Raw genomic sequence first — 23,619 nt, 5'->3', positions numbered from 1 at the left:
TTTGAATGAAGCGAGACAAGGGTAGCGTCCTATTTTATTTACTAGGTACAGATCGCTTCAAAATGTTTATCTTAGTACTGGTAAGTTCCGTTGTCCAACATGAAACATATACCCATGATATTATTAACACTTTTAGCCTCCTGCGGAGAGAAAAATCAAGAAACACAAGGATATCGGTGGCCCGATTCAAAAGCACCGGTTGCAGAGAAGATTCCCCACGAAAGAACAATCCATGGCGATACGGTAGTAGATAATTATTATTGGATGATTGATTACTTTAAAAAAGGACCTGATAGCACGAAAGTAATCGATTATTTGAATACTGAAAATGCCTATCTCGACACCATGATGTCGGGTACTAAAGAATTTCAGGAAACCTTATTCAAAGAAATGCGGGCTCGTATAAAAGAGAAGGATGAGTCTGTACCTTATTTTAAAAACGGGTATTTTTATTATACTAGAACGGAAGACGGCAAACAATACTTTAAGTATTGCAGAAAAAAGGGATCGCTCGATGCAACAGAAGAGATTTTATTGGATGTTGATAAAATGGCAGAAGGACATCCTTACTTCAGTGCAACCGGCTTCAGTATCAGCCCTGACAATAAATTAATGGCTTTCGGTGTAGACACCGTATCTCGTAGAGAATACACAATATTTATTAAAAATCTGGAAACCGGGGCGCTTTATACGGAGGAGATTAAAGGAACCACCGGTGCCGTTGCGTGGGCAAATGATAACAAAACCTTCTTTTATACGGCGAAGAATCCGGTGACATTGTTAACTGAAAAGATAAAAAAACACGAGCTTGGTACCGATGTGCGTATGGACCTGGTTGTTTATGAAGAGAAAGATAATAGTAATTACATAGGCGTAGCCAGAGCTAAATCGGGCAAATTTATTTATATCTATTCGGGGGCAACAACCAGTTCGGAAACCAGATTTATCTCTGCAGATAAACCAAGCGATTTGTTTAAAGTGTTCCAGCCTCGAATGAAGGATGTGTTGTATGAAGTGACTGCCTTAGAGGACCGGTTTTTAATCTTGACTAATAGAGACGCGTTGAATTTCAAGGTGATGGAGTGTCCCTTGGATAAGACGGATATTGAACATTGGAAAGAAGTTATTCCGCATCGCAAGGACGTGCTTTTGGAGGGCATAGACGAGTTTAAGGACTTTATAGTCGTTTCCGAGCGAAAGAATGGATTAACGCAGTTGAATATTAGGAGCCTCCGGAACGGGGAAGAACATTACCTGGATTTTGGCGAGGCAGCCTATACCGCCTACACACAGGCAAATGTGGAATATAATACGTCGATCGTTCGTTATGGATATACCTCACTGACGACTCCCTCTTCCACATTCGACTATGATATGGTAGAGAAGAAAAAAACGCTTTTAAAACAGCAAGAGGTACTGGGAGGCTATGATTCGAAAGCTTACGTAACCGAGCGACTTTATGCAGAGGCAGAAGACGGCGTTCGCATTCCCATATCATTGGTTTACAAGAAGGGATTTGAACGGAATGGTAGCGCCCCTTTATTGCTTTACGGATATGGCTCTTATGGGGCATCGATGGATCCAACTTTTAGCAGCCCCCGTTTGAGTCTGTTGGATCGAGGGTTCGTCTTTGCGATCGCTCATATTAGAGGGGGACAAGAAATGGGAAGACAATGGTATGAAGACGGGAAGATGATGAAAAAGAAAAATACCTTCACTGATTTTATTAGCTGCGGGAAATATCTTATTAATAAACAGTACACAAGCAAAGGACATCTATATGCGCAGGGAGGAAGTGCCGGCGGGTTGTTAATGGGGGCTGTAATGAACATGGCGCCGGATTTGTGGAATGGTATTATTGCACAAGTGCCTTTCGTAGATGTGGTAAACACCATGTTAGATGAAACAATACCGCTCACTACGAATGAGTTTGATGAGTGGGGAAATCCAAAGAATAAAGAGGCCTATTTTTATATGAAAAGTTATTCGCCTTACGAAAACATAGAAGCAAAGGCTTATCCAAATATGTTAGTAACTACGGGCTTGCACGATAGCCAGGTTCAGTATTTTGAACCGGCAAAATGGGTAGCAAAGTTACGGGCTACGAAAACGGATAAAAACGTATTATTACTAAAAACAGAGATGGACTTTGGACATGGAGGCGCTTCCGGTAGATTTGATTATCTGAAAGATATTGCCTTGAATTACGCGTTCTTATTAGCCCTGGAGGGGAATGTTGAGTAGTTGCGTCGTTAAGTAGTTGAGTAGTTAAGTCGTTAAGTAATCCTTTAACAATTTCCCTACTCAACTATTTTCTCCATTTCTCTACTCAACGCATAAATTAGTCTGTCAATTCTCCTCTGATATTCACTTCTACCCACCGAGCCACTTCACTTTGGCTTTCAAACTCGCCCTGAAGGTACATTAGCTTGGTTACCGCCGCTTCGAAAGTCATATCAAAACCACTGAGTACGCCCATTTCCTTTAGCCATTGACTGGTTTCATATCGGCCTAATTCAACAGAACCTACCTTACATTGTGAAATATTAACAATATTCTTCCCATCGCGAATAGCTGCTCTAAGCATATCCAGAAACCAAGTAGCCGTTGTGGTATTGCCGGAGCCAAAGGTTTCCATAATAACGGAACGTGCATTGGATTCCAGCACGGCCTTAACAACTTCTTTACTGATACCCGGATATAACTTGAGGACTGATATCGAATTGTCTATCCTGGTATGTAATATAAAATCTTTACCGGTATTATTCATCAATGCAGGGCGATTGTATTTCAAGTGCACGCCTGCCTCGACTAAAACCGGGTAGTTTGGCGACCGGAAAGCTTCGAATTTCGCCGAATTATATTTAAAGGAGCGATTCCCGCGAAACAATTTACTATCAAAATAGATGCAAACTTCTTGTATTAGGGAGCGTCCATGCTTTTTCGCTGAAGCGATTTCCAGCGCTGTAATCAAATTTTCGCGGGCATCGGTTCTAATTTCGCCGATAGGTAACTGAGAACCCGAAAAAATCACCGGTTTTTGCAAACCTTCCAGCATAAAACTTAAAGCGGAAGCAGAAAATGCCATCGTATCCGAACCATGTAAGATTACAAAGCCATCATATAAGTCATAGTTATCTTTAATAAGCTCCGCCATTTGCACCCATATGGCCGGTTGCATGTTGGACGAGTCGATGATAGGATCAAAAGAGTGAATAGACAGGTTATAGTTTAGGCGACTTAGTTCAGGTACATTTTTATGTATCAATTCGAAGTTGAAAGGAACAAAGCTTCCTGATGTCTCATCAGTAACCATTCCTATTGTTCCCCCAGTGTATAATATCAGTATATTGTTCATGTAAATTAGCGTTGCATCTCTTAACAGAGCTCGTTTTGCCCAGGTTCAAGGCATTGTAAACTTAGATAAAATCGTCTTTTTTCACAAGTATTCGTTTTGGAGCTCCTTTGGACACAAGTATATGCAATATAATGCGTATGGTTCTCCTCGTCCATCAGACCCTATTTGTAGCAGTGAAATAGTTACATTCCAAAAACATGCAGTGCGTTTTGAGTGGTCATATTTGCTACTTCCTCTATCGCTATGCCGTGTAAATCGGCAACTTTCTGTGCTACGTGGATAAGATAACTACTCTCATTTGGTTTTCCGCGAAAGGGAACGGGCGCCAAATAGGGCGCATCTGTTTCGAGGACGATATGCTTCAAGTCTATCTGTTCAACTACTTTATCGAGACCCGCATTTTTAAAGGTAACAACTCCCCCAATGCCTAAATAGAAGCCCAGGGAGATAGCATGTTGTGCCTGCTCCAAGCTGCCGGTAAAGCAATGGAAGATCCCGAATAATTTGTCGTCCTTCAGTTCCTCCAGTAAAGCGAATTGCTCGTCAAAGGCTTCACGGCAATGAATAACGATGGGGAGACCACGTTCTTTTGCCCAAGCGACCTGTATTCGGAAAGCTTCTTGCTGTTGTGGAAGTGTTGATTTGTCCCAATAAAGATCAAGGCCTATTTCACCGATTGCTACCACTGATTTTGCTAATAGTGCTTTTTCAATCAGAGCCAACTCCTCCTTGAAGTCATCCTTGACACTACATGGATGTAGTCCCAACATCGGATAACACATATCAGGGTACGTATCTGTTACATGAAAAACTTTTTCGATCGATTCATTATCCACGTTGGGTAGAAATAAACGGGTAATGCTGTTCTCCCTACAACGCACGATCTGTTCCTCTAATGCGCTTCCTTCATTATAGTAAATATGCGTATGGGTGTCGGTAAGTTGCATATGGGCAAACTTATATAAAAAAACTTAAAGACGGTCAGTCATGAGCCGAACAAAAACAAAAAAGCCCATCGAAATGCGACGGGCTTTATCATTATTTTTTAGCAGTTGCGGGTGTGTCCGGTGCTGCGGCAGTTGGTGCCGGTTTTGCTTTTTGTGGAACGATGTCAACAATTTCTACGGTGAAAGCCAGGGGCGTGTAAGGTTGAATACCCATGCTTCCATGCTCACCATAAGCCAATTTTGAAGGCAAGACCAAGGTTGCTTTAGCACCTTTAGATAATAAAGCTAATCCTTCATCCCAGCCCGGAACAACGGCTCCTACACCGATCGGAATACGAATCGGATCGTATGGTTCGCGCATTTGATTGTATACGTTTCCTTTTTTTGCGTCCTCTTTAACGCTTGAATCGAAGATCTTTCCGCCCAAAAACTTACCGGTATAATGTACGACAACGGTATCGCCTACATTTGGTTTGTTACCGGTTCCTTCTTTTTCGATCGAGTATTTGAGGCCTGAGCTTGTCGTCTTGACTTCAAGATCGTTTTTCTTAATATAGTTTTCGATCTTTCCTGCTTCCGCGTTCTTTGCTTTTTCGCGATCTTGGGCAATATATTTTTCTACCTCCTGGTTGAAGACACTGTCTGTAAGCGTTCCTTTAGGGATGACTTTGTTGATCTTGAACGTATGTACAATGTATTGTCCTTTAAATGGAGGACGAGGTTGGCCCGTTTTTGCTACCATGGTATCAATATTCAATCTGAACACGGCACTGTCTCCTTCTCCCAACATGGATAAAGCCGTGAAGATGTCGCCGGGATACATAGATTTCTGTGCTGCCAAATAGAAAGGTTGCTCCATTTCATAGCTGCTATTGAGAACCGAGTCGTTTTCGGTAGAGATTACTGCACCAAGGGAAATAAAATCACCTTCTTTGATTTTAGTTTTTCCCTCTTCTTTTACAATTTTATATTGCATGCCACCTGCACCGTCTTTGAAACTTTGGCATGACGTAGCTCCCAATCCTGTTAAAGCTGCCAAACCTAAAATAAGGGATGTTCTTTTCATTATTTGCTTTCTTTTACTGTTTTAAATTTTCTGTATAGTTCTGTACATATTGTTAATTATCCATAAGTTGTTCCTTATAAGCGGGAAGAACTGCTTTAAATTTTTCAACCACCCGCTCTAAAGGATGATCATCATGACCGCCGGCCGCATTGCGATGCCCTCCACCGTTGAAATATTTAGCACAAATTTCGTTTGCAGGAAAGGTCCCAACAGAACGTAGGGATAATTTGATTTGATAGGTACGATCAATGATAAGGGCGGCGAGCTTTATGCCACTAATGGACAGGGCGTAATTGACCAAACCCTCTGTATCGCCTGTGACGATATTAAAACGGGTTAAATCCTCTTTTGTTATGGCGAAATAGGCGGTATTGTATTCATGGAGTACCACCAAGCGATTGAGTAAACAAAAGCCTAAAAACTTCAATCTATTTTCTGAAGAGCTATTGTATACCCGCTCATGTATTTCGGCGTTCTTTGCGCCCAAAGAAATCAGGTCGGCTATCGCCAAGTGCACTTCTACGGTAGTAGATTGGAAACGAAAGGAACCTGTATCAGTCATAATACCGGTATACAAGCAAGTTGCAATTTCCGGTGTGATCGACGATCGGTCATCCAGCAGATTAACAATAAAATCATATACTAGGTAAGCCGTTGCGGCTGATTCGGGGTTCCAATGTCTGAATTGGTCAAAGCCTTCCGGATCCAAATGATGATCAATCATCACTTTTGTGGCCTGGCTTGTACTTAAAATAGGCTGCATGTCATGTGTACGCGCAAGACCGTTAAAATCCAAGCAAAAAATTAAATCAGACGCTGCGATCAGCTTATCTGCGAGTGCTTTGTTTTCTGTATAAATGATTGCCTCTTCCTGGTGGGGCATCCATGCTAAGAAGGATGGATAATCTGATGGTACAATTAGGCGCGCTTGATGTCCATGGGCTTTTAGCCACAACAACATAGCCAAAGACGATCCTAAAGCGTCTCCATCAGGCTTATAGTGAGTTGTTATAACTATACTTTTGGGTTCGGCTAATATTTGTTTCAGCGTGGTAATCGTTAACATGCAGTGTTTTAAAGATTGCAAAGCTATTAATTTTTTTCTTAGATATTCAAAAGAAAAATTCGTACTTACATATATATGGACAATATTTGAAATAAGGAAACAAAGTGGACATAAAAGCTTATTTTTGCAAAAATTAGAATTTAAATAGATGGCTACTAATAGAACTTTTACCATGATCAAACCCGATGCAGTTAACAATGGCTATATCGGGGCAATTTTAAACGACATTGTCGAAGCAGGGTTCAAGATTGTTGCAATGAAGTATACGCACTTAACAGGTGGAACTGCAGGCGCTTTTTATGCCGTACATAAAGAACGCCCTTTTTACAAAGATTTGGTGGCTTTTATGAGTTCCGGGCCCATCGTAGCAGCTATTTTGGAGAAAGAGAATGCCGTGGAAGATTTTCGGAAATTGATTGGTGCAACTGATCCAAGTAAAGCGGAGGCCGGAACCATTCGAAATAAATATGCTAAATCCATCGAGGCAAATGCGGTACATGGATCTGATTCAGATGAAAATGCAGCTATTGAGGGAAGTTTCTTTTTCTCTGCCTTGGAACAATACTAAGAAAGGTGGTAAGGTATAAGGCTTTACGGCGTAGGGTATTTCCTTAAACCTTCTGCCTTATACCTTTCTAGCTCAATTGGGCTCTATAGCGCTTAATGGTTTCTTCCAAACCTAGATAGAGCGCATCTGCTATAAGAGCATGTCCGATGCTTACTTCCAAGAGGTGCGGAATTTGGCTGCGAAAGTATTGCAGATTATGCAAATCGAGGTCATGCCCGGCATTTAGTCCTAAACCCAATTCATGTGCGAGCTTCGCTGCCTCCGCATAAGGTTGAACGGCCTCCGCGGGATTTTTGTAATAATTGGTAGCGTAAGCTTCTGTATATAATTCAATACGGTCTGTACCGGTACTCGCTGCTGCTTCTACCATTTTGGGATCCGGATCTACAAAGATCGAAACCCGTATCCCAGCGTCTTTAAAGAGTGCTGACATCTCTTTCAGGTAAGATTGATTGGCTATAGTATCCCATCCGTGATTAGAGGTTATTTGTCCCTGTTCGTCAGGAACGAGTGTTACCTGGGTTGGCTTATTGGCAAGTACCAAGTCAACAAATTTTTTCTCCCTACAATTTCCTTCAATATTAAACTCTGTTGTAATAGCGGCCTTTAGATCATAAACATCCTGATAGCGTATATGCCTTTCGTCGGGGCGAGGATGCACGGTGATTCCCTGTGCACCAAATTTTTCGCAATCCAGCGCTACTTGTAGTACATTGGGATTGTTGCCCCCACGGCTGTTCCGCAAGGTAGCTACTTTATTTATATTAACTGAAAGCTTTGTCATGATATAATAGACTATTAGACAAACATAGAGAATGTTGCTTTCAAATACAAGGCTACGAGCTAAAACGCTCTTCTACTTCTACAGCCCGGATTTGTAATCTCAATGTCACAAGCTAATTGTTATTTAGAATGATTAAAAATAAACATATATTTGTGTATTCAAAAGAACGAGAACAGTTTGAATATTTCGAAAAGTCCTGTTTAGCCATGCTTAAGGCATGGCTAAAGCAGGCACAATAAGCCAAATATATGTGTAATACGAGAATATTATGTCAATCAAACAGAGCAACGGTTAGTCAGTGTACCGAATGTGGTATGTTTTTTATTTGGCATAACAACATTCTGTTGAATTTTAAACAGCAGGAGTTTTATTTATTTTTGGCGCACATCAAAAAGTACGTATTTCAACAACGTTCGATCTGTTTCCCTGATGGAGAACATCGGTTACTGATGCACTCTGCCGTCGACGAAATTAGCCTAGCATTTACAGAAGACGAGTGGGAAGATATAAAAGAAGTATTAACGGAATCTGCCTACTTGGCAAATGTTTATGATATACTAAAAGGAGAAAAGTAAAAAAGGAGCTCAGCTCCTTTTTTACTTAATATCTATAATGATCTGGCTTATAGGGACCTTCCACCGATACACCGATATAGGCGGCCTGTTCTTCGTTAAGTTCATCCAACTCTACACCGATTTTAGCTAAATGTAGGCGGGCAACTTTTTCATCCAAATGTTTGGGCAAGGTGTAAACCTTGTTTTCATATTGAGCCGTATTCGCCCACAGTTCAATTTGTGCGAGCGTTTGATTGGTGAATGAGTTACTCATCACAAACGAAGGATGGCCCGTTGCGCAACCTAAGTTAACCAATCTGCCCTCTGCCAAGAGAATAATGTCTTTTCCGTCAATCGTATATTTATCAACCTGTGGCTTTATTTCGATCTTGGTGTGACCATAGTTCTTATTTAACCAAGCAACATCAATTTCGTTATCAAAATGTCCGATATTACATACAACTGCTTTATCCTTCATTAGCGGAAAGTGTTCTGCGCGAACAATATCTTTATTACCGGTGGTAGTAACAATAATATCCGCCTCTTTAACGGCGTTCGCGAATTTTTTTACTTCATAACCTTCCATTGCGGCCTGCAAAGCACAGATTGGATCTATTTCAGTTACAATAACCCGTACACCTGCGCTGCTCAATGATTCTGCAGATCCCTTGCCCACATCACCATAGCCAGCAACAACAGCGACTTTTCCTGCCAACATCAAGTCAGTAGCTCTCCGGATTGCGTCAACTAAAGATTCACGACATCCATATTTATTGTCGAATTTCGATTTGGTCACCGAATCATTCACATTGATAGCCGGTAAATGAAGCGTTCCCTTTTTCATGCGCTCGTATAAGCGATGTACCCCGGTAGTCGTTTCTTCCGATAAACCTCTGATACCTTTGATTAATTCCGGGTATTTATCGAATACCATATTGGTAAGATCCCCACCATCGTCCAATATCATATTGAGCGGTTTTCGCTCTTCACCAAAGAACAACGTTTGCTCAATACACCAATCGAACTCTTCGGCCGTTAAGCCTTTCCATGCATATACTGAAATACCTGCGGCAGCAATAGCGGCGGCGGCATGATCTTGTGTGGAAAAGATATTGCAGGATGACCAACTGACTTCCGCTCCTAAAGCAACTAGCGTTTCGATTAAAACAGCGGTCTGGATCGTCATGTGTAAACAACCGGCGATACGAGCGCCCGCTAAAGGTTTTGATGCTCCGTATTCTTCACGCAGAGCCATTAAACCGGGCATTTCGGCTTCTGCTAATTCGATTTCTTTACGCCCCCATGCTGCTAAGCTAATATCTTTAACCTTATAGGGCACATACGTTGTCTCTACTGATGACATAGTTTATTGATATAAATTGTTAATGATCTGACAAAACTCCTTTATGGAGCATGCATTTCTATGTTTAATATTCTGCAAAGTTACTAACTATTTAGGAGGAATTGTGTTGGCAATAGGTAATATTACATATACGCTTTGTGGCTATCAAAATAAAGGTACGCATCAAGACGACAGGAAAAGTGAGCGCAATCTGTTAAAATATCCTAAATAATTTTGGATATACGAAACTCTTCGTATATTTACCTACGAAATACTTCGTAATGATAAGGTATATATTATAGACAACGATTGCGAGCGAAAACCAGGAGGCTAATGAAAACGATAAAACCAACGGAAAGTGAATTGGAAATCTTAAAGATTCTGTGGGAGCGGGGCGATTGTACCGTTAGGCAGGTGCATGAACAATTTGCTTCCGATAAAGATGTCGGATATACCACTATTTTAAAATTTATGCAAATTATGCATACGAAAGGACTGGTGGCACGCGATGAAAGTAATAAGACTCACGTTTATCGGGCTGCGGTAAGCAGGGATGTTGCGGAACAACAGTTGGTCAATAAATTTATAAAGGATTTATTTGATGGCTCTGCAACACGTTTGGTTATGCAGGCGCTTGGAAACCATCGTGCGAGCAATTCCGAGTTAGCGAAAATACGGCAGTTGTTAAACGATTTGGAAAATAAAAAATAAAGAAAATGAACTTAGCACCCTTAATTTACGCACTTGGTTGGAGTCTGCTGCACTCGTTGTGGCAAGGCGCCTTATTAGCGGGGATGGCCTATGTGTTGGTGTCTGTTTTTTATTTATCAGCAAAGGAAAAAGTAAATCTCTTATTTACCTTTTTAGGTGTATTGCTGTTTGCTTTCATTGGAACCTTCATCAGTTACCTGCCCGGCTCTACAGCAATTGGTAAGACGCAGCTCCCGGTTTCATTAGAAGGAATCGCTGTTTCGGTGGCCAATGGAAATAGCGATAGTTTATTGATATTAGAACGCTACTTTCCGTATATGAGCCTTTTCTATATACTAGGGGTGTGTATACAATTCACGGTTTTAATGGTTGGGTACTTGGGGATTATCCAATTAAGAAGGGCAGAGAAAGGGGGTGTCCCGGAACCTTGGGAAAGGATATTTACCCGCCTCAATGAAACGATGGGTATACGGAAAAAGGTTGGTTTTTACCTTTCCGCAAAGGTAGAGATTCCAACAGTTATTGGATATTTCAAGCCCCTTATTTTATTTCCAATAGCGGCATTATCAGCTCTTGACCTTAAACAAGTAGAAACCATACTCATTCATGAGCTTAGTCATATCCGTAGAAATGATTATGTGCTTAACATGTTAAAATGTTTGGTTGAAGCAATTTTGTTCTTTAATCCTTTTGTACGAATATTATGTAGAATGCTCGAAAAGGAGAGAGAATATACCTGCGATGACGAAGTGCTTAATTACGGAGGAGATGCTATGGTATATGCTTATGCCTTGCTATCTCTTGAAAGTGCTCGCACGAAAAATTCACCGTCTCTAGCTTTAGGGGCCTTTAACAATAAAGAACATCTTCTTCAACGAATTAAAAGAATAACCATTATGAAAACTACAACATTAAATACACGCCATAAATTGAGCGCAATGGCACTTTTAATTGCAGGAGCCTTAGGCTTGGCTTGGGTCAGTCCCGCTAATGACACTGTACCGCATCCGCCTAAACCTCCTGTATTGGCAGAAGCAGATCGTCCTGCACCGCCTTTGCCCATTATTCCTCGTCGTCCTTCTGCGGAAACATTGGAGCCTCTTCCTCCCTTAGCGCCTCTTGCACCGACAGCACCCTTGGCACCCCCATCGAAACCAGATACCTTGGACGAATTAAAAGTAACTGAAAGTGTGGTAAAGTTATTCTCTTCTCCTGAGTGGAAAACCTTGCAGCGAGAGATTGAAGCTAATGGCAAAGAAATAGGGGAAGTAGTAGCGAAGCAATTTGAGACGCCCGAATGGATGACTTTTCAAAAAGAGCTGAGCCAAAATGCAGCGGAACTAGCGCAGCTGAGCACGACCGAGCTTTTTAACTCTCCAGAGTGGAAAGCAGCTATGAAAGATGTACAAGAACAAGCACAAGAGATGGGGCTTCGTGCGATAGGGGGCCACGATTCCACCTATTTTAAATCAAATGAGTGGAAGCAGAAAGAAAAGGAAATGGAAGAGAAGAGCAGGAAACTGGAAGACCTTTCTAAACAAATTGAAGAGAAAATGAATGGCCCCGAAGTAAAGGCAAAAAGAGAAGCCCTCGAAAAGAGGTCGAACGATTTAAGCAAGCGGGCTGAAGTTTTTCAAAAGCAATTTGAAACACCTGAATTTAAAGCAAAGCAGGAAGCGCTTGCAAAAAAAGCAGCTGCATTAGCACGGCGTTCTGAAGCATTCCAGGCAAAAGTAGAAGCAGAATTTAAAGCAAGGTCAGATCAGAAAAAGATAGATTCGGAGAAGTAACTACCTGCTTGTCCCCGAGTATATAATCTGACATTATGTTGAAATAGCTGTATTGCCCATCCGGTTCATATCTAGTATCTTTGCTTTATTATATAAACATAAAAAAGGAAAAGATGTATCCAGAATATTTGGTTGAGCCTATGCGCAAAGAGTTGACTGCTGTAGGCTTTGAGGAACTTAAAACGCCTGAAGAAGTTGATGCGGCGATTAATAGTGAGGGAACTGTTTTTGTTGTCGTAAATTCAGTATGTGGCTGTGCGGCAGCAAATGCTCGTCCGGCAGCTAAGGCTGCTATTCAAAACGAGAAGAAACCTGCGAAGATAGTAACCGTTTTTGCGGGCATGGAGAAAGATGCAGTAGATAAGGCAAGGAACTATATGTTACCTTATCCACCGTCCTCGCCATCAATGGCTTTATTCAAAGATGGTAAATTAGTGCATATGATTGAAAGGCATCACATTGAAGGCAGACCTGCGCAGATGATCGCAGACAACTTGGTAGCTGCTTTCAACGAGTACTGCTAAGAACCAATAATTATCTTATTTGTAGGCTCTCAAAAGAATTTGAGGGCTTTTTTTTGTTAACAGGGCGGGTCTGCGACGAAGCTACACATCCTCATTTAAAAGACGTTCAAGTTCGTCATGCGTAATATTCATATTAACATTTCCTTGTTTGGCATATGAAATCTCGCCCGTTTCTTCAGACACAATAACCGCAACCGCATCACTCATTTCGGTAACGCCAATACCGGCGCGGTGCCGCAGGCCAAATTGGAGCGGAAGGTCTTCGCTATCGGATAAAGGTAGGATACAACTGGCTGTTTTGATTCTAAAATCCACGATTACCAGGGCTCCGTCGTGTAGTGGACTGTTTTTTTGAAAAATGCTTTCTAATAAGCGTTTTGAAATTTCGGCATCTATAAATTCGCCGCTATTCTGATAGTATTCCTCATCAAAAAATTTAGAGAAAACGATCAGCGCACCGGTCCGTGATTTAGACATACTCCTACAAGCATCAATAATAGGTTTTAATCGAGCGGTATTGTCTTTTTCGATCTCTTTCTTTCCCAGGAAAAGTGACCAAAGTTTTTTATTTCGTCTAAAGCTGATGTTCTTTCCGATATGAATTAAAAATCGCCTTATTTCCTGCTGGAACACAACAATTAATGCAATGGAACCGACACTGATAAAGCCACCAAATATTTCGGTAAGCAAGCGCATTTGCGATTGCTTTACCACTAAATAGGCTAAATAGATAATGAACAGTCCGATCAGGATATTTACCGCAATGGTTCCCCTGATGAGGTTATAAATGTAATAGATGATGATAGCTACCAAAAAGATATCAATTACATCCAGTAGGCGGATGTTGAAAAAGCTAAAATCAATATTGCCCATAACATCCGCAATTTATAAATTTTTTTGCTTAGCCTGATAGCATGAGCTGATTTTGCTTGATCCTTGCTTAGCGCTGACCGTTATAGTAGTTCGCAATACGCTGTCTCAGTTGCCATTCATATTGAGCTACCACTAAACTGATATTCGCTTGATCATATTTTGTTTTTTGAAGAAGGAATTCAACTGAATTAATGTCCCCCGCTTCGAAACGAACTTCCGCCACGCGGAAGGACTCTTTGTAAGCTTCTACTTGCTCACGGATTTCCAGGTATTTTTCTTTGGCTGTCTGTAAATTGATCAACACCTGTGCTGTTTGCTGTTGTAAATTATTCTCTGTGTTCTCAAGATCAATCTCCGCGTTTCTTAATTCAAGTTTGGCCCTGGAGACATTAATTCTTCTTCTAAAGCCATCTAGAATAGGGATGCTCAAGGTCAATCCCGCGCCCTTTCCTAAATTGTCCTGAATTTGATCCATGTAGGTCCCTCTGTTTTCGTCAGCGTTTGAGTATCGACTAGTTAGGTTGGCCCCGAGGGATAATGTTGGAAAATATAAAGAACGAGTCGCTTTCAGTTGATATTCAGCGCTCTCTTTCCAGAATTGGGCCGCCTTTAAAGTTCCAAGTGAAGCAGCGGCTCTTTCATAAAGGGCCTCTTGACTTAATGACGCACTGGAAACATCAGGTAGTTGATTAATCGGTTCAAATGAAAGCGCTTGGCTATAAGGGATATTTAATAAGCGTGTCAGCACGATTACATTTGTTCTAAGCGTATTTTCACCAGTTAATACTGTAATTTGATCACCGGAAAACTGTCCCTTTACATCATAATATTCTCCCGGAGCAACTGCTCCGTCCCTATTTAGAATGGCTAAACGTTCCAGTTGTTTTTTGGTGACATCTCGTTGTTGTTTATACTGCTCCAGCGCATCTTTTGCTGTAATGACCTGCAAGTACGCGAGGATCACGTCCATCGTTAGGTTATCTTTTATCCGCTGCTCATCCATTTGGGTAGCTTTATAAGCGAAGGCCTGTTGTCGAATGGTTCTAAGCAAATTGAGGCCGTTGAATAAAACCATGTTTGTATTCAGCCGCTGATTTCCCGATGTTATATTTTCAGAAACAATCGCGTTTGTTATGGGGTCTGTTGAAAAACCTGTGTTAATATTGTGATCGAAGCTTCCACTGAGCGTAGGCAATAAGGCCGCTTTAGCTTGTTTCAAATCTAATGAAGCAGCTTGGCTGCTGTTAGCACTTTTCTGTGCCTCCGCATTGTTTTTGAGCGCCAGTGCGATACATTCTTCTAGATTGTAGTGTGTTTTAACCGAGTCTTGACCATGCGTAATTAACGGGAGTATATATAGAAAAAATAATATCGCTCTTTTAAGTGTGTTCATGCAAAATTTCTTATGCCAAAAGAATACACAGGATAAGCCAAAAACTTATCTGTTTTATTTACAAGCTGTTATTAAAAGCGGGATGATGCTTTACGTTCGGAAACGGGCATTGGGTGTCCGTTTTCGGACAGTGCTAATGGCTGGACACCCTATCGTTGTATCTCTACTGCTTGCTCAAGATCAATTTCTTTTTCCCATTTTGCAATAACGAGCGTTGCCGCCGTGTTGCCTATAATATTGGTTAGCGCTCTGGCTTCGCTCATAAAACGATCGATCCCAAAAACCAGCGCAACGGACTCGACGGGAACATGACCAACCATTGGAAGCGTTGCGGCTAGGATGATAAATCCGCTGCCCGTTACACCGGCGGCCCCTTTTGAAGTGAGTAAAAGAACCAATAAAAGGGTTAATTGTTGATTGAAGTTCATGTGCATATTAAGTGCCTGCGCAATGAAAATTGCTGCCATGGTTAAGTATATTGAGGTACCGTCTAAATTAAAGGAATAGCCTGTTGGAATAACCAAGCCCACAACGGGTTTTGAACAGCCTGCCCGCTCTAATTTCTGCATAATGCCGGGTAGCGCAGACTCAGAAGAGGAGGTCCCCAAAACAATCAATAACTCTTCTTTAATGTATTTTAAGACTTTCCAAACGCTAAAGCCGTTAAAGTAAAGGACTGCTCCGATAATCAGAAAGATAAAAATAAGACAAGTAAGATAAAAGCAGAGCATAAGCATGCCTAGCTGCGTTAAGGAGTTCAAGCCGTATTTACCAATAGTAAAACCCATTGCTCCCAAAGCGCCTATAGGTGCCGCACGCATAATGATCTTAATCACGGCAAATATTCCGTTCAGAAAGGATTGCAAAACGGTCATCACCGGTTCTGCTGCTTTTCCGATTTTCGATAAGCCAAAACCAAGCAAGATTGCGAAAAAGAGCACCTGCAGCAAATCTCCTTGGGCAAGAGCACCAATGACATTATCCGGTATGATATGCAACAAAAAATCCTTAAGACTATCCTGGTGTTTGCTTTCCGTGATATAGCTTTCTACCGAGGAAGTATCCAAGGACGCGGGATCAATGTTCATCCCAGTACCGGGTTGTAAAATGTTTACGATCGCCATCCCCAAAAGCAACGCAATGCTGGTCATTACCTCGAAATAAATAATGGCCGTTAGTCCCACTTTCCCTACCTTCTTCACGTTCTGCATGCCGGCAATGCCCAATACCACCGTACAGAAAATGAGCGGCGCAATAATCATCTTTACGAGCTTGATGAAGCCATCTCCGAGCGGTTTAAGTGATTCGCCTACTTTTGGATAATAATGACCAATTAATACACCAATAATGATCGCTATAATAACCTGAAAATACAGACTTTTCAATAATTTCCTCATAGTGATGGTTGGACCTCGGATGTTTTAGGAATACGTAATTTTTTCCGCAAGATAAACAAAAGCGAATAAAACTTTATAGATTTAGTAGCGTTTCCATAAAGAGAAAACAAGATATGAAGCGATATTTTATTGCCATTTGGCTTCTACTGAACGTACATATTGGACTCCTCCGTGCGCAAAGCTTAAAGCCTGGGTTTGATAAACAAGAGTATCTTACTTTACTAAAGATTTCTTCTTCACAAGGCGATACACTTAAACCGGGGCCCAATTATTTGGAGCCTCCTATGAATTATGAGCGCATTTATCGATCAAAAGAGGCGGGCTTAAAGAATCGATGGGACCTTTGGCTCAGTCGTGATAAACAAATAATGGCAGTTTCTATCCGAGGAACGATTAATGACCCCGTAAGCTGGTTAGAAAATTTTTATTCAGCAATGGTACCCGCGAAAGGCGTATTGCAATTGAATGATAGCACCCAATTTGATTACGTTTTTTCGAAGGATCCGAAGGCGGCAGTTCATGCCGGTTGGACCATCGGAATCGCTTCCATGGCACCTGATATCGTACATCAGATTAAGGAACAATATCAAAAAGGAACGAAACAGCTATTGATTATGGGACATAGTCAAGGTGGGGCGTTGGCCTTTTTGCTCACGTCTTACCTTCGATATCAACGGGAAGAGAAGCAATTACCTGCGGATTTACTTATCAAAACCTATTGCAGTGCGGCTCCTAAACCGGGGAATCTATACTATGCATATGATTATGATTTCATTACAAGGGGTGGTTGGGGATTCACCATCGTAAATGCATTGGATTGGGTTCCTGAAACGCCTTTCTCACTACAAACCTTGGCAGATTTTAATCGGCTAAATCCCTTTCAAAACATTGATCAGGGATTAAAAAAACAGAAGCCTTTCTACGTTCGATGGTATCTTAAGCACGCCTTTAACAAGCTCGATAAATCAAGTAAGAAATCTAGACGGAATTTTGAGAAGTACTTAGGCAAAACACTTTTTAAACAAACTCAGAAAACATTACCACAATTGAAAGAGCCCGCTTATGCGGAAACGATGAATTATATGCGAGCTGGAGTCCCTATTGTTCTCCAGCCCGACTCAACGTATTATAAGGTATATCCGGACACGGGGAAAAATGTTTTTGTGCACCATGCGTTGAAAGCCTATGCAGATTTACTGGAGCGGTATTAGCATTATTTCACAATCTGGCCATCCAAAAGCTCGATAATTCGATTGCCGTACTCGGCGTTTTTCTCTGAGTGTGTAACCTGTATGATCGTTACACCATCTTCTTCGTTCAGCTGCTTAAATAAATCCATAATTTCTTCTCCTTGCTTGGAATTTAGGTTGCCGGTTGGTTCATCGGCCAATAATAATTTAGGGGTAGTAGCGAGTGCACGGGCAATGCCAACGAGTTGCTGTTGTCCGCCTGATAATTGAGAAGGGAAGAGATCTTTCTTGCCGACGATTCCAAATCGGTCTATTAGGTCTGCCACGATTGCTTTGCGCTCGCTACCCTTTAGGTTTTTATAAATGAGCGGTGTTTCGATATTCTCATAAACAGTTAGCTCGTCAATCAAATGGTAGGCTTGAAATACAAAGCCAATATGCTCTTTGTAAAGTGCGGAGCGTTGTTTCTCCTTTAATCGTAGCACTTCTTGTCCAAGGAATTGATAGCTGCCTTCATCCGGTTCATCCAGGAGCCCCAAAACGTGTAATAAGGTAGACTTTCCTGAACCGGAAGGCCCCATAATCGATACAAACTCACCTTCACTGATAGTAAGATTGATATCTTTTAACACAAATGAACGGTTGCCGCCCACATTATACCACTTGAAAATATTGCTCAGTTGAATCATCGTTTTTTTAGATTAAAAAATAAAAATTAAAAGTAAAAAGCCAAGTTCATTGGTACATTAAAATAAACAAAACATTAAAAATCAAAAAACACCGCTGATTCTTAATCTTTATAAGATTCTCCTTTAAGCTCGACAATTTCATTCGTCTTTTAAGGTATCAGCTGGGTTAACAATAGAAACCTTGATCGCCTGATAACTAATCGTAATGGACGCTAAAAGCAGAGTCAATACGGCGCCTACAGCGAAAATATGCCAAGATAAATGAATGCGATAGGCAAAACCATCTAACCATTGACTTGTGCACCACCAAGCAAGAGGTGTAGCTACCAAAATTGCCATACCTATTAACTGAAGGAACGGTTTATTGAGTAAAAGGAAGAGCTGTCGCGTATTGGCGCCTAAAACTCTCCGTATACTTACTTCTTTTTCGCGCAGACTGATTGTAAAGGCCGACATGCTAAATAGGCCTAATAGCGCCACAATCATGACCAAAGTTGAAAACGCCGTAAAAGCTTGGCGGAGTTGTTCTTGTTTAGCGTAGAGTGCAGCATACTGCTGATCCAGAAAGTCGTAAATAAGGTACTTTCCGTCCAGTTTATTGATGGATGGCCATTGTTTTTTCAACGTTTCCATCGTTGAGCGGATGCTATGTCCGTTTACTTTCACTAAAATATCACACTTAAAGGGATGATTCGGATAACCGCACTTCGTTTGTAGCGTGTAAGCTGTTGGCTTGATAAGCTGTTCGAAACCTTGCATTTTGCTATCCTTTACGATGCCTATGATCGTGTAAGTCTGATCACAGATACTGATTTTTTCGCCGTTCGGTTGCTTTATTCCCAAGCGTCGTGCTGCCGACTCATTTACTACGATGGATTGCGTCGTATCCGACAGAAGGGATGAGGAGAAAGTTCTGCCTGATAGCAGATTCATACCCAAAGTTTCGAAATAATCAAAATCAACACCTACATGATCTAATGAATATGTTTTATCGCTGTAAGTAAATGCTTCATTGCTTGGTGCCGGCCCACCGGGGTAGTTTGTTACCACAGTGACTTCCTCGATACCCGGAATGGCTTTCATTTGGTTTCTAATAGAGGCGAATTGAGCAGGTTTGTTGAAAAGGGTAAGATTTTTAATATGTACGACTTGATCGACACTAAACCCTTTATCACTTTTTTCCATATAGTTCATTTGCTTATTAATGACGAGCATCGCACTGATAAAAATAAAAGCGATAATAAATTGAAACATGAGCAAGGCACTTCTTAAGCTAAAAGCCCGTTGTCCATTATGGAATTGACCCTTAATGATGTTAATAGGATGATAACCGGATAAGATGTAGGCAGGATATATACCTGATAGTAGCGTAGCTAGAAGAACGGCCGTGCCCAGTTGACCAATTACGCTCATATTGAAATCGAAAGAAGAAAAATCGTACCTAAAAAAAGTAATCATGGTGTTCCAGCTGATACTGATCAAAAGGCAGGCAATAACAGCAGCTATGAGACATTGTGCAAATACTTCCAACAGAAACTGAAGAGCCAAACGTTTTCGGGTTACACCAAAGACTTTCTTCATACCGATTTCTTTAAATCTTCTCTGTGCTTGTACCAACATTAAATTGGCAAAGTTCATGCAGGCCAATAGTAAGATCACTGAAGAAAGAACACCCAGCGCCCAGACGATCTTGTATCCTGTATCGGAACCGATCCTTGGACGCAGATGCAAATTTTTTAGGGGATCAAGGTAAATGTTGGCTTCAGCGCGTATTGATCCTTTAATTTCTCTTTGTTTAGCTATTGTATTATGGTAGATGGTATTGATTTTAGCGGTGAGCTCCTCTATCCTGGTTCCTGGCCTTACAAGTATATAGGTTTGATAAACATTATTATCACCATCTCCTTTCCCTTGTGCGATGTCCTCTTTAAAAGCAATGTAATCGTATTCAAAATTTGACAAAAGGCGAGGTTTGCTAATGCCATGTATGTTCTCTGTAAAACCGCTCTGCTCGTTCATTAAGGATACGATCTTGGGCGCCTTGAAAGCTGCTTGCTTTTCATTAGGGAAAAGCTTTTTACCTACCTCGGCCGACAATAATCCGATTGATTTTTCCGGAGAATTAGTGATAGATAAACCTTCAAGCTGAATAGCGAAAATATCCGCTATTGTTCGATCGGCGCCCAACCAGTTCTTGATATAAAACATATCATTCTCCGAAATAAAGGGAATTTCAAAAGGAGCTCTAGCGACGCGGCCGGCGCTTTCTATTTCAGGAACTGCAGCTTTCAGTGCAGGCGCAAGTGCTGCAGGTGTAAGATCAGATAGGTTATCTTTGTTGATTAAACCGATAAGATAGATGTTATCGTAGTTGGGGTTCCACCTATCGTAGCTGTTTTCTCGATGGATGTAGGCATAGGCTAAAATGAAGCCGGCGAAGCCAATTGCCAGTCCTAAAATGTTAAGCAAGGTAAACAGCTTGGATTTCCAAGCCGTTCTCCACGCTATTTTTAGGTTATTGGTGTTCATATTTTATTTATCAAGTATGGGATCAAGCCTGCCTGCCGGTAGGCAGGTATCAAGATATTTTAAGAGCCTGCTTATAAATATGAATCTTATGTCTTGATACCCATGTCTTATGTCTTTTTTCTAAAAAGGCTAAGAGTAGGTTACTACCTACCCAGAGCCATCATTTATAACCAATCGTACCAAAATAGGCATAAATAAAACCAAAAACTATAAGTTTCTGATTTTTAGTCTGTTGGTTTGATTCTGATTTTGATAGCTGTTCGATAGTGCACAACCGGTGTTCGGAAACGGACAGTGTTTTTTTGTCGTAATGGTTATTTGTTGTTAGTTATTCGTTATTCGGCCCAATAACAGATAACGAGTAACTAATAACTAAATTTATTCATTCCTCAAACTATCAACCGGATTAGCCCTTGCTGCTTTAATGGCCTGTACGCTCATCGTAAAAAATGCCACACAAATGGCTACCAAACCAGCTAATGCAAATATCCACCATTGAATTTCTATCCGATAGGCAAAGCTCTGTAGCCATTTATTCATGGCCCACCAAGCGATGGGTGAAGCAATTAAGATCGATAATACCACTAGTTTTAAGAAGTCTTTCGAAAGTAAAGCGACAATCCCTGCAATAGAAGCACCCAGTACTTTGCGGATACCGATTTCCTTTGTGCGCTGATAGGCCGTTAAAGTGATCAAACCCAACAGACCTAAGCAACTTATTAGAATAGCGACGACTGTTGCTAGGTTGATAATTTTCGACATTTGTCGTTCTTGCGTATATAAGTCTTCAATGCTTTTATCGTAGAAGGTATATTCAAAAGTCTCTTCCGGATAAAACTTTTTCCAGCGTTTTTCTATTTCAGCGATGCTTTCTTGCCAGCTTTCCGGATTACGTTCCCTTAATTTTATATTGTATGTTGCATTTATTTGCTTATCAATGAGCAAAATAATAGGATCAATAGAACTGTAAAATGTCTTATTGTGAAAATCCTTTACGACGCCTACAATAGGAGCCTGTTTGCCATCTTGGGGACCGATGAATTTCCCGATCGCGTCTTTTGGCGATTTAATGCCCAATACCCTTAACATAGTTTCATTAATTAGATACTCATTTACGGTATCAAGCGGCAAGAGATTGCGACCGGCCAATAACTGCATATTGTAAAGTGCAAGATAGGCGGTATCGATATTCTTTAGATAAGGTTGGAATTCCTTTTTTGCACCACCATTATCAGGTATATAATCGTAGTTATTGCTTATTGTATTATTGCTTAGAGGAGGGGCTGCTAAGGAAACGGCTTCTACTCCTTTCAGCTTTTTCAACTCATTTAACAAGGTATATTTGGTGCCTTTGTCGTTACTCACTTTTCGCCAGGGAACATTCACCAATAAGATGGCATCTTTGTTAAATCCTAAATCTTTATGTAGTGTATATCGAAGCTGCTGACCTACTATAACCGCGCACACAATAAATAACATGGCAATTACAAACTGGAAAATGATAAGCGCTTTTCGGAGTGATAGTCGAACACTTCCAATAGTAATAAGGCTTTGATTCCTAAGAATTTGAATGGGATTGACACGTGTAATCAGCCAGCCAGGATACAGGCCCGCACATAGGGTGGTGAGCAATAAGAATAACCAGAACAGAGCGAAAATCCGGAAGTAGTTAATGTAAGCGTGCATCTGTTCAGGAAATAGTTCTTTGAAGGATAGCAGAAACAAGTAAGTGAGAAAACAAGAAAGGATCGCTGCTAACAGGCAAGTAATAAAAGTCTCGCCTAAAAATTGATAGATTAACCGTCTACCTGAACTACCCATTGTTTTGCGAACAGCGATTTCTTTCCCCCGCTTAGGTAATTGTGCCGTGCTCAGATTAATAAAATTGATAATAGCTAAAATTAACAAAAAGATTGCTACGCCAATGAGGCCTAATAGAACAGGTTTGTTAGCTTTATGGACATTATTTTCTCCGTATTCGGTGGTAAAGTGCATAGTGGCGACAGGAATCAGGCGTTGATCCCGTTTAAATCGCCATTTTTCAAATAAGTCTTTTGTGTTCTTTACAGAAAGCGCATTAATTTGCTGCTGCGTTTTGGCAACAACACTTTTTTCGTCAAGTTGTATATATAATTTATCATTGGAATTGGTGGAGCCCCAATCGCTCTGTGAAAAATAATCCTTAGGTAAGGGAAAAAACTCCTTGCCGTAAAAACTAGTAGCAAATGTTAAATCATCAACAATCCCGCTAACCTGCTTTTGAATTGTATCGTTATAGATTAGTGTTTTGCCAATGATATCGTTAAAACCTATACGAGGGAAATACTTTTCAGCCCGGCTTTTTGTTAAAACAACGGTGTTGGGATTATTGAGTGCCTCATCTTTAGCTCCAGCTAGCCACTCGTAGGGAAGCATGTTAAAGTATTTAGCTACTGTCATTACTTGACGATCTGGCGATTTAAACGTATTCTCTTTACCATCTGCCTGCGGTACGGTTACTTGTTCCATAAACTGTTCTGCAACAGGTACGACGAACTTAATGCCGGGAATCTCCGTTTCTATCGCCCGGCCAAGAGGTTTGGGCACGCCAACATTGTGTCCTTCCTGTCCGTCAAATTCCATATGGCTTACCACATTGAAAATTTGCTTGTGATTTGGAATTGCCTGTTCGAAGCCGAATTCAAAACTGACCAATTGATAAATAATAAAACAAGCACTGATACCGATACTTAAACCTAAAATATTTAAGCTGGTGAACAATTTATTGTGCCACAGCTGACGGAAAATTGTTTTTAACATTGTAGTTATTTGTAGTTAGTTGTTTGTTCTTGATAAGGC

The 23,619-nt window shown here is 40.9% G+C and carries 19 protein-coding genes; 7 read left to right on the top strand and 12 right to left on the bottom strand.

What is annotated here, in order from left to right:
* Nucleotides 1-114: 114 nt before the first annotated feature.
* Nucleotides 115-2,244, top strand: a complete 2,130-nt coding sequence (locus FKG96_RS03175; protein WP_130854672.1) for a S9 family peptidase — start codon at nt 115-117, stop codon at nt 2,242-2,244.
* Between the two features lie 97 nt (nt 2,245-2,341).
* Here the strand turns inward: FKG96_RS03175 and FKG96_RS03170 are convergent, their stop codons facing one another.
* The 4 genes from FKG96_RS03170 to FKG96_RS03155 all read right to left on the bottom strand — a co-directional run bounded on the left by FKG96_RS03170 (nt 2,342) and on the right by FKG96_RS03155 (nt 6,437).
* Complete coding sequence (locus FKG96_RS03170) at nt 2,342-3,358, bottom strand: asparaginase (protein WP_130854673.1); 1,017 nt, start codon at nt 3,356-3,358, stop codon at nt 2,342-2,344.
* 182 nt (nt 3,359-3,540) lie between these two features.
* A complete protein-coding gene (locus tag FKG96_RS03165) occupies nt 3,541-4,305 on the bottom strand; it encodes a TatD family hydrolase (RefSeq protein ID WP_130854674.1) in 765 nt (254 codons plus the stop codon).
* A 91-nt stretch (nt 4,306-4,396) separates the two neighbouring features.
* Nucleotides 4,397-5,371: an FKBP-type peptidyl-prolyl cis-trans isomerase gene (locus tag FKG96_RS03160; RefSeq protein ID WP_130854675.1), complete on the bottom strand. Its 975-nt coding sequence runs from the start codon at nt 5,369-5,371 to the stop codon at nt 4,397-4,399.
* Nucleotides 5,372-5,423: 52 nt separating this feature from the next.
* Entirely contained in the window at nt 5,424-6,437 is a 1,014-nt protein-coding gene (locus tag FKG96_RS03155) for a bifunctional oligoribonuclease/PAP phosphatase NrnA (protein ID WP_130854676.1), read from the bottom strand.
* A gap of 148 nt (nt 6,438-6,585) precedes the next feature.
* Here FKG96_RS03155 and FKG96_RS03150 point away from each other — a divergent pair, with 148 nt between their 5' ends.
* Nucleotides 6,586-7,005 (top strand): nucleoside-diphosphate kinase, encoded by a 420-nt coding sequence (locus FKG96_RS03150; RefSeq protein WP_013664534.1) that lies wholly within the window; start codon nt 6,586-6,588, stop codon nt 7,003-7,005.
* Between the two features lie 67 nt (nt 7,006-7,072).
* Here the strand turns inward: FKG96_RS03150 and FKG96_RS03145 are convergent, their stop codons facing one another.
* Complete coding sequence (locus FKG96_RS03145; RefSeq protein ID WP_013664533.1) at nt 7,073-7,789, bottom strand: pyridoxine 5'-phosphate synthase; 717 nt, start codon at nt 7,787-7,789, stop codon at nt 7,073-7,075.
* Nucleotides 7,790-8,037: 248 nt separating this feature from the next.
* On the opposite strand from FKG96_RS03145, the gene FKG96_RS03140 reads away from it, so the two are divergent.
* Nucleotides 8,038-8,364 carry a DUF6686 family protein gene (locus FKG96_RS03140; RefSeq protein ID WP_149105135.1) on the top strand — a complete coding sequence of 109 codons (327 nt, stop codon included), beginning with the start codon at nt 8,038-8,040 and terminating at the stop codon, nt 8,362-8,364.
* A 25-nt stretch (nt 8,365-8,389) separates the two neighbouring features.
* On the opposite strand, the gene ahcY is transcribed toward FKG96_RS03140, so the two are convergent.
* The gene (gene ahcY / locus FKG96_RS03135; RefSeq protein WP_130854678.1) at nt 8,390-9,706 is read right to left on the bottom strand and encodes an adenosylhomocysteinase; all 1,317 of its coding nucleotides are present in this window, start codon (nt 9,704-9,706) and stop codon (nt 8,390-8,392) included.
* 312 nt (nt 9,707-10,018) lie between these two features.
* Here ahcY and FKG96_RS03130 point away from each other — a divergent pair, with 312 nt between their 5' ends.
* The 3 genes from FKG96_RS03130 to FKG96_RS03120 all read left to right on the top strand — a co-directional run bounded on the left by FKG96_RS03130 (nt 10,019) and on the right by FKG96_RS03120 (nt 12,710).
* On the top strand, nt 10,019-10,396 hold the full coding sequence (locus FKG96_RS03130) for a BlaI/MecI/CopY family transcriptional regulator (RefSeq protein WP_013664529.1): 378 nt from the start codon (nt 10,019-10,021) through the stop codon (nt 10,394-10,396).
* Nucleotides 10,397-10,401: 5 nt separating this feature from the next.
* Nucleotides 10,402-12,186 carry a M56 family metallopeptidase gene (locus tag FKG96_RS03125; RefSeq protein ID WP_130854679.1) on the top strand — a complete coding sequence of 595 codons (1,785 nt, stop codon included), beginning with the start codon at nt 10,402-10,404 and terminating at the stop codon, nt 12,184-12,186.
* A gap of 113 nt (nt 12,187-12,299) precedes the next feature.
* Complete coding sequence (locus FKG96_RS03120; RefSeq protein WP_013664527.1) at nt 12,300-12,710, top strand: BrxA/BrxB family bacilliredoxin; 411 nt, start codon at nt 12,300-12,302, stop codon at nt 12,708-12,710.
* An 81-nt stretch (nt 12,711-12,791) separates the two neighbouring features.
* On the opposite strand, the gene cdaA is transcribed toward FKG96_RS03120, so the two are convergent.
* From cdaA to FKG96_RS03105, 3 genes are all read right to left on the bottom strand, one after another.
* On the bottom strand, nt 12,792-13,583 hold the full coding sequence (cdaA, locus tag FKG96_RS03115; protein WP_165446905.1) for a diadenylate cyclase CdaA: 792 nt from the start codon (nt 13,581-13,583) through the stop codon (nt 12,792-12,794).
* 67 nt (nt 13,584-13,650) lie between these two features.
* Nucleotides 13,651-14,976: a TolC family protein gene (locus FKG96_RS03110; RefSeq protein WP_130854680.1), complete on the bottom strand. Its 1,326-nt coding sequence runs from the start codon at nt 14,974-14,976 to the stop codon at nt 13,651-13,653.
* 149 nt (nt 14,977-15,125) lie between these two features.
* A complete protein-coding gene (locus FKG96_RS03105) occupies nt 15,126-16,373 on the bottom strand; it encodes a dicarboxylate/amino acid:cation symporter (RefSeq protein WP_013664524.1) in 1,248 nt (415 codons plus the stop codon).
* Between the two features lie 113 nt (nt 16,374-16,486).
* Here FKG96_RS03105 and FKG96_RS03100 point away from each other — a divergent pair, with 113 nt between their 5' ends.
* Nucleotides 16,487-17,584 carry a lipase family protein gene (locus tag FKG96_RS03100; RefSeq protein WP_130854681.1) on the top strand — a complete coding sequence of 366 codons (1,098 nt, stop codon included), beginning with the start codon at nt 16,487-16,489 and terminating at the stop codon, nt 17,582-17,584.
* Nucleotides 17,585-17,586: 2 nt separating this feature from the next.
* Here the strand turns inward: FKG96_RS03100 and FKG96_RS03095 are convergent, their stop codons facing one another.
* The 3 genes from FKG96_RS03095 to FKG96_RS03085 all read right to left on the bottom strand — a co-directional run bounded on the left by FKG96_RS03095 (nt 17,587) and on the right by FKG96_RS03085 (nt 23,580).
* Complete coding sequence (locus FKG96_RS03095) at nt 17,587-18,252, bottom strand: ABC transporter ATP-binding protein (protein WP_013664523.1); 666 nt, start codon at nt 18,250-18,252, stop codon at nt 17,587-17,589.
* A gap of 138 nt (nt 18,253-18,390) precedes the next feature.
* Nucleotides 18,391-20,781, bottom strand: coding sequence for an ABC transporter permease (locus tag FKG96_RS03090; RefSeq protein WP_130854682.1), 2,391 nt, complete (start codon nt 20,779-20,781; stop codon nt 18,391-18,393).
* Nucleotides 20,782-21,159: 378 nt separating this feature from the next.
* A complete protein-coding gene (locus tag FKG96_RS03085) occupies nt 21,160-23,580 on the bottom strand; it encodes an ABC transporter permease (RefSeq protein WP_130854683.1) in 2,421 nt (806 codons plus the stop codon).
* Nucleotides 23,581-23,619 lie beyond the last annotated feature (39 nt).

This window comes from Olivibacter sp. LS-1 (assembly GCF_008245145.1).
Taxonomy (GTDB): Bacteria; Bacteroidota; Bacteroidia; order Sphingobacteriales; family Sphingobacteriaceae; genus Olivibacter; species Olivibacter oleidegradans.
The sequence above is the reverse complement of the archived record's forward strand: the minus strand, read 5'-3'. Positions and strand labels throughout refer to the sequence as shown.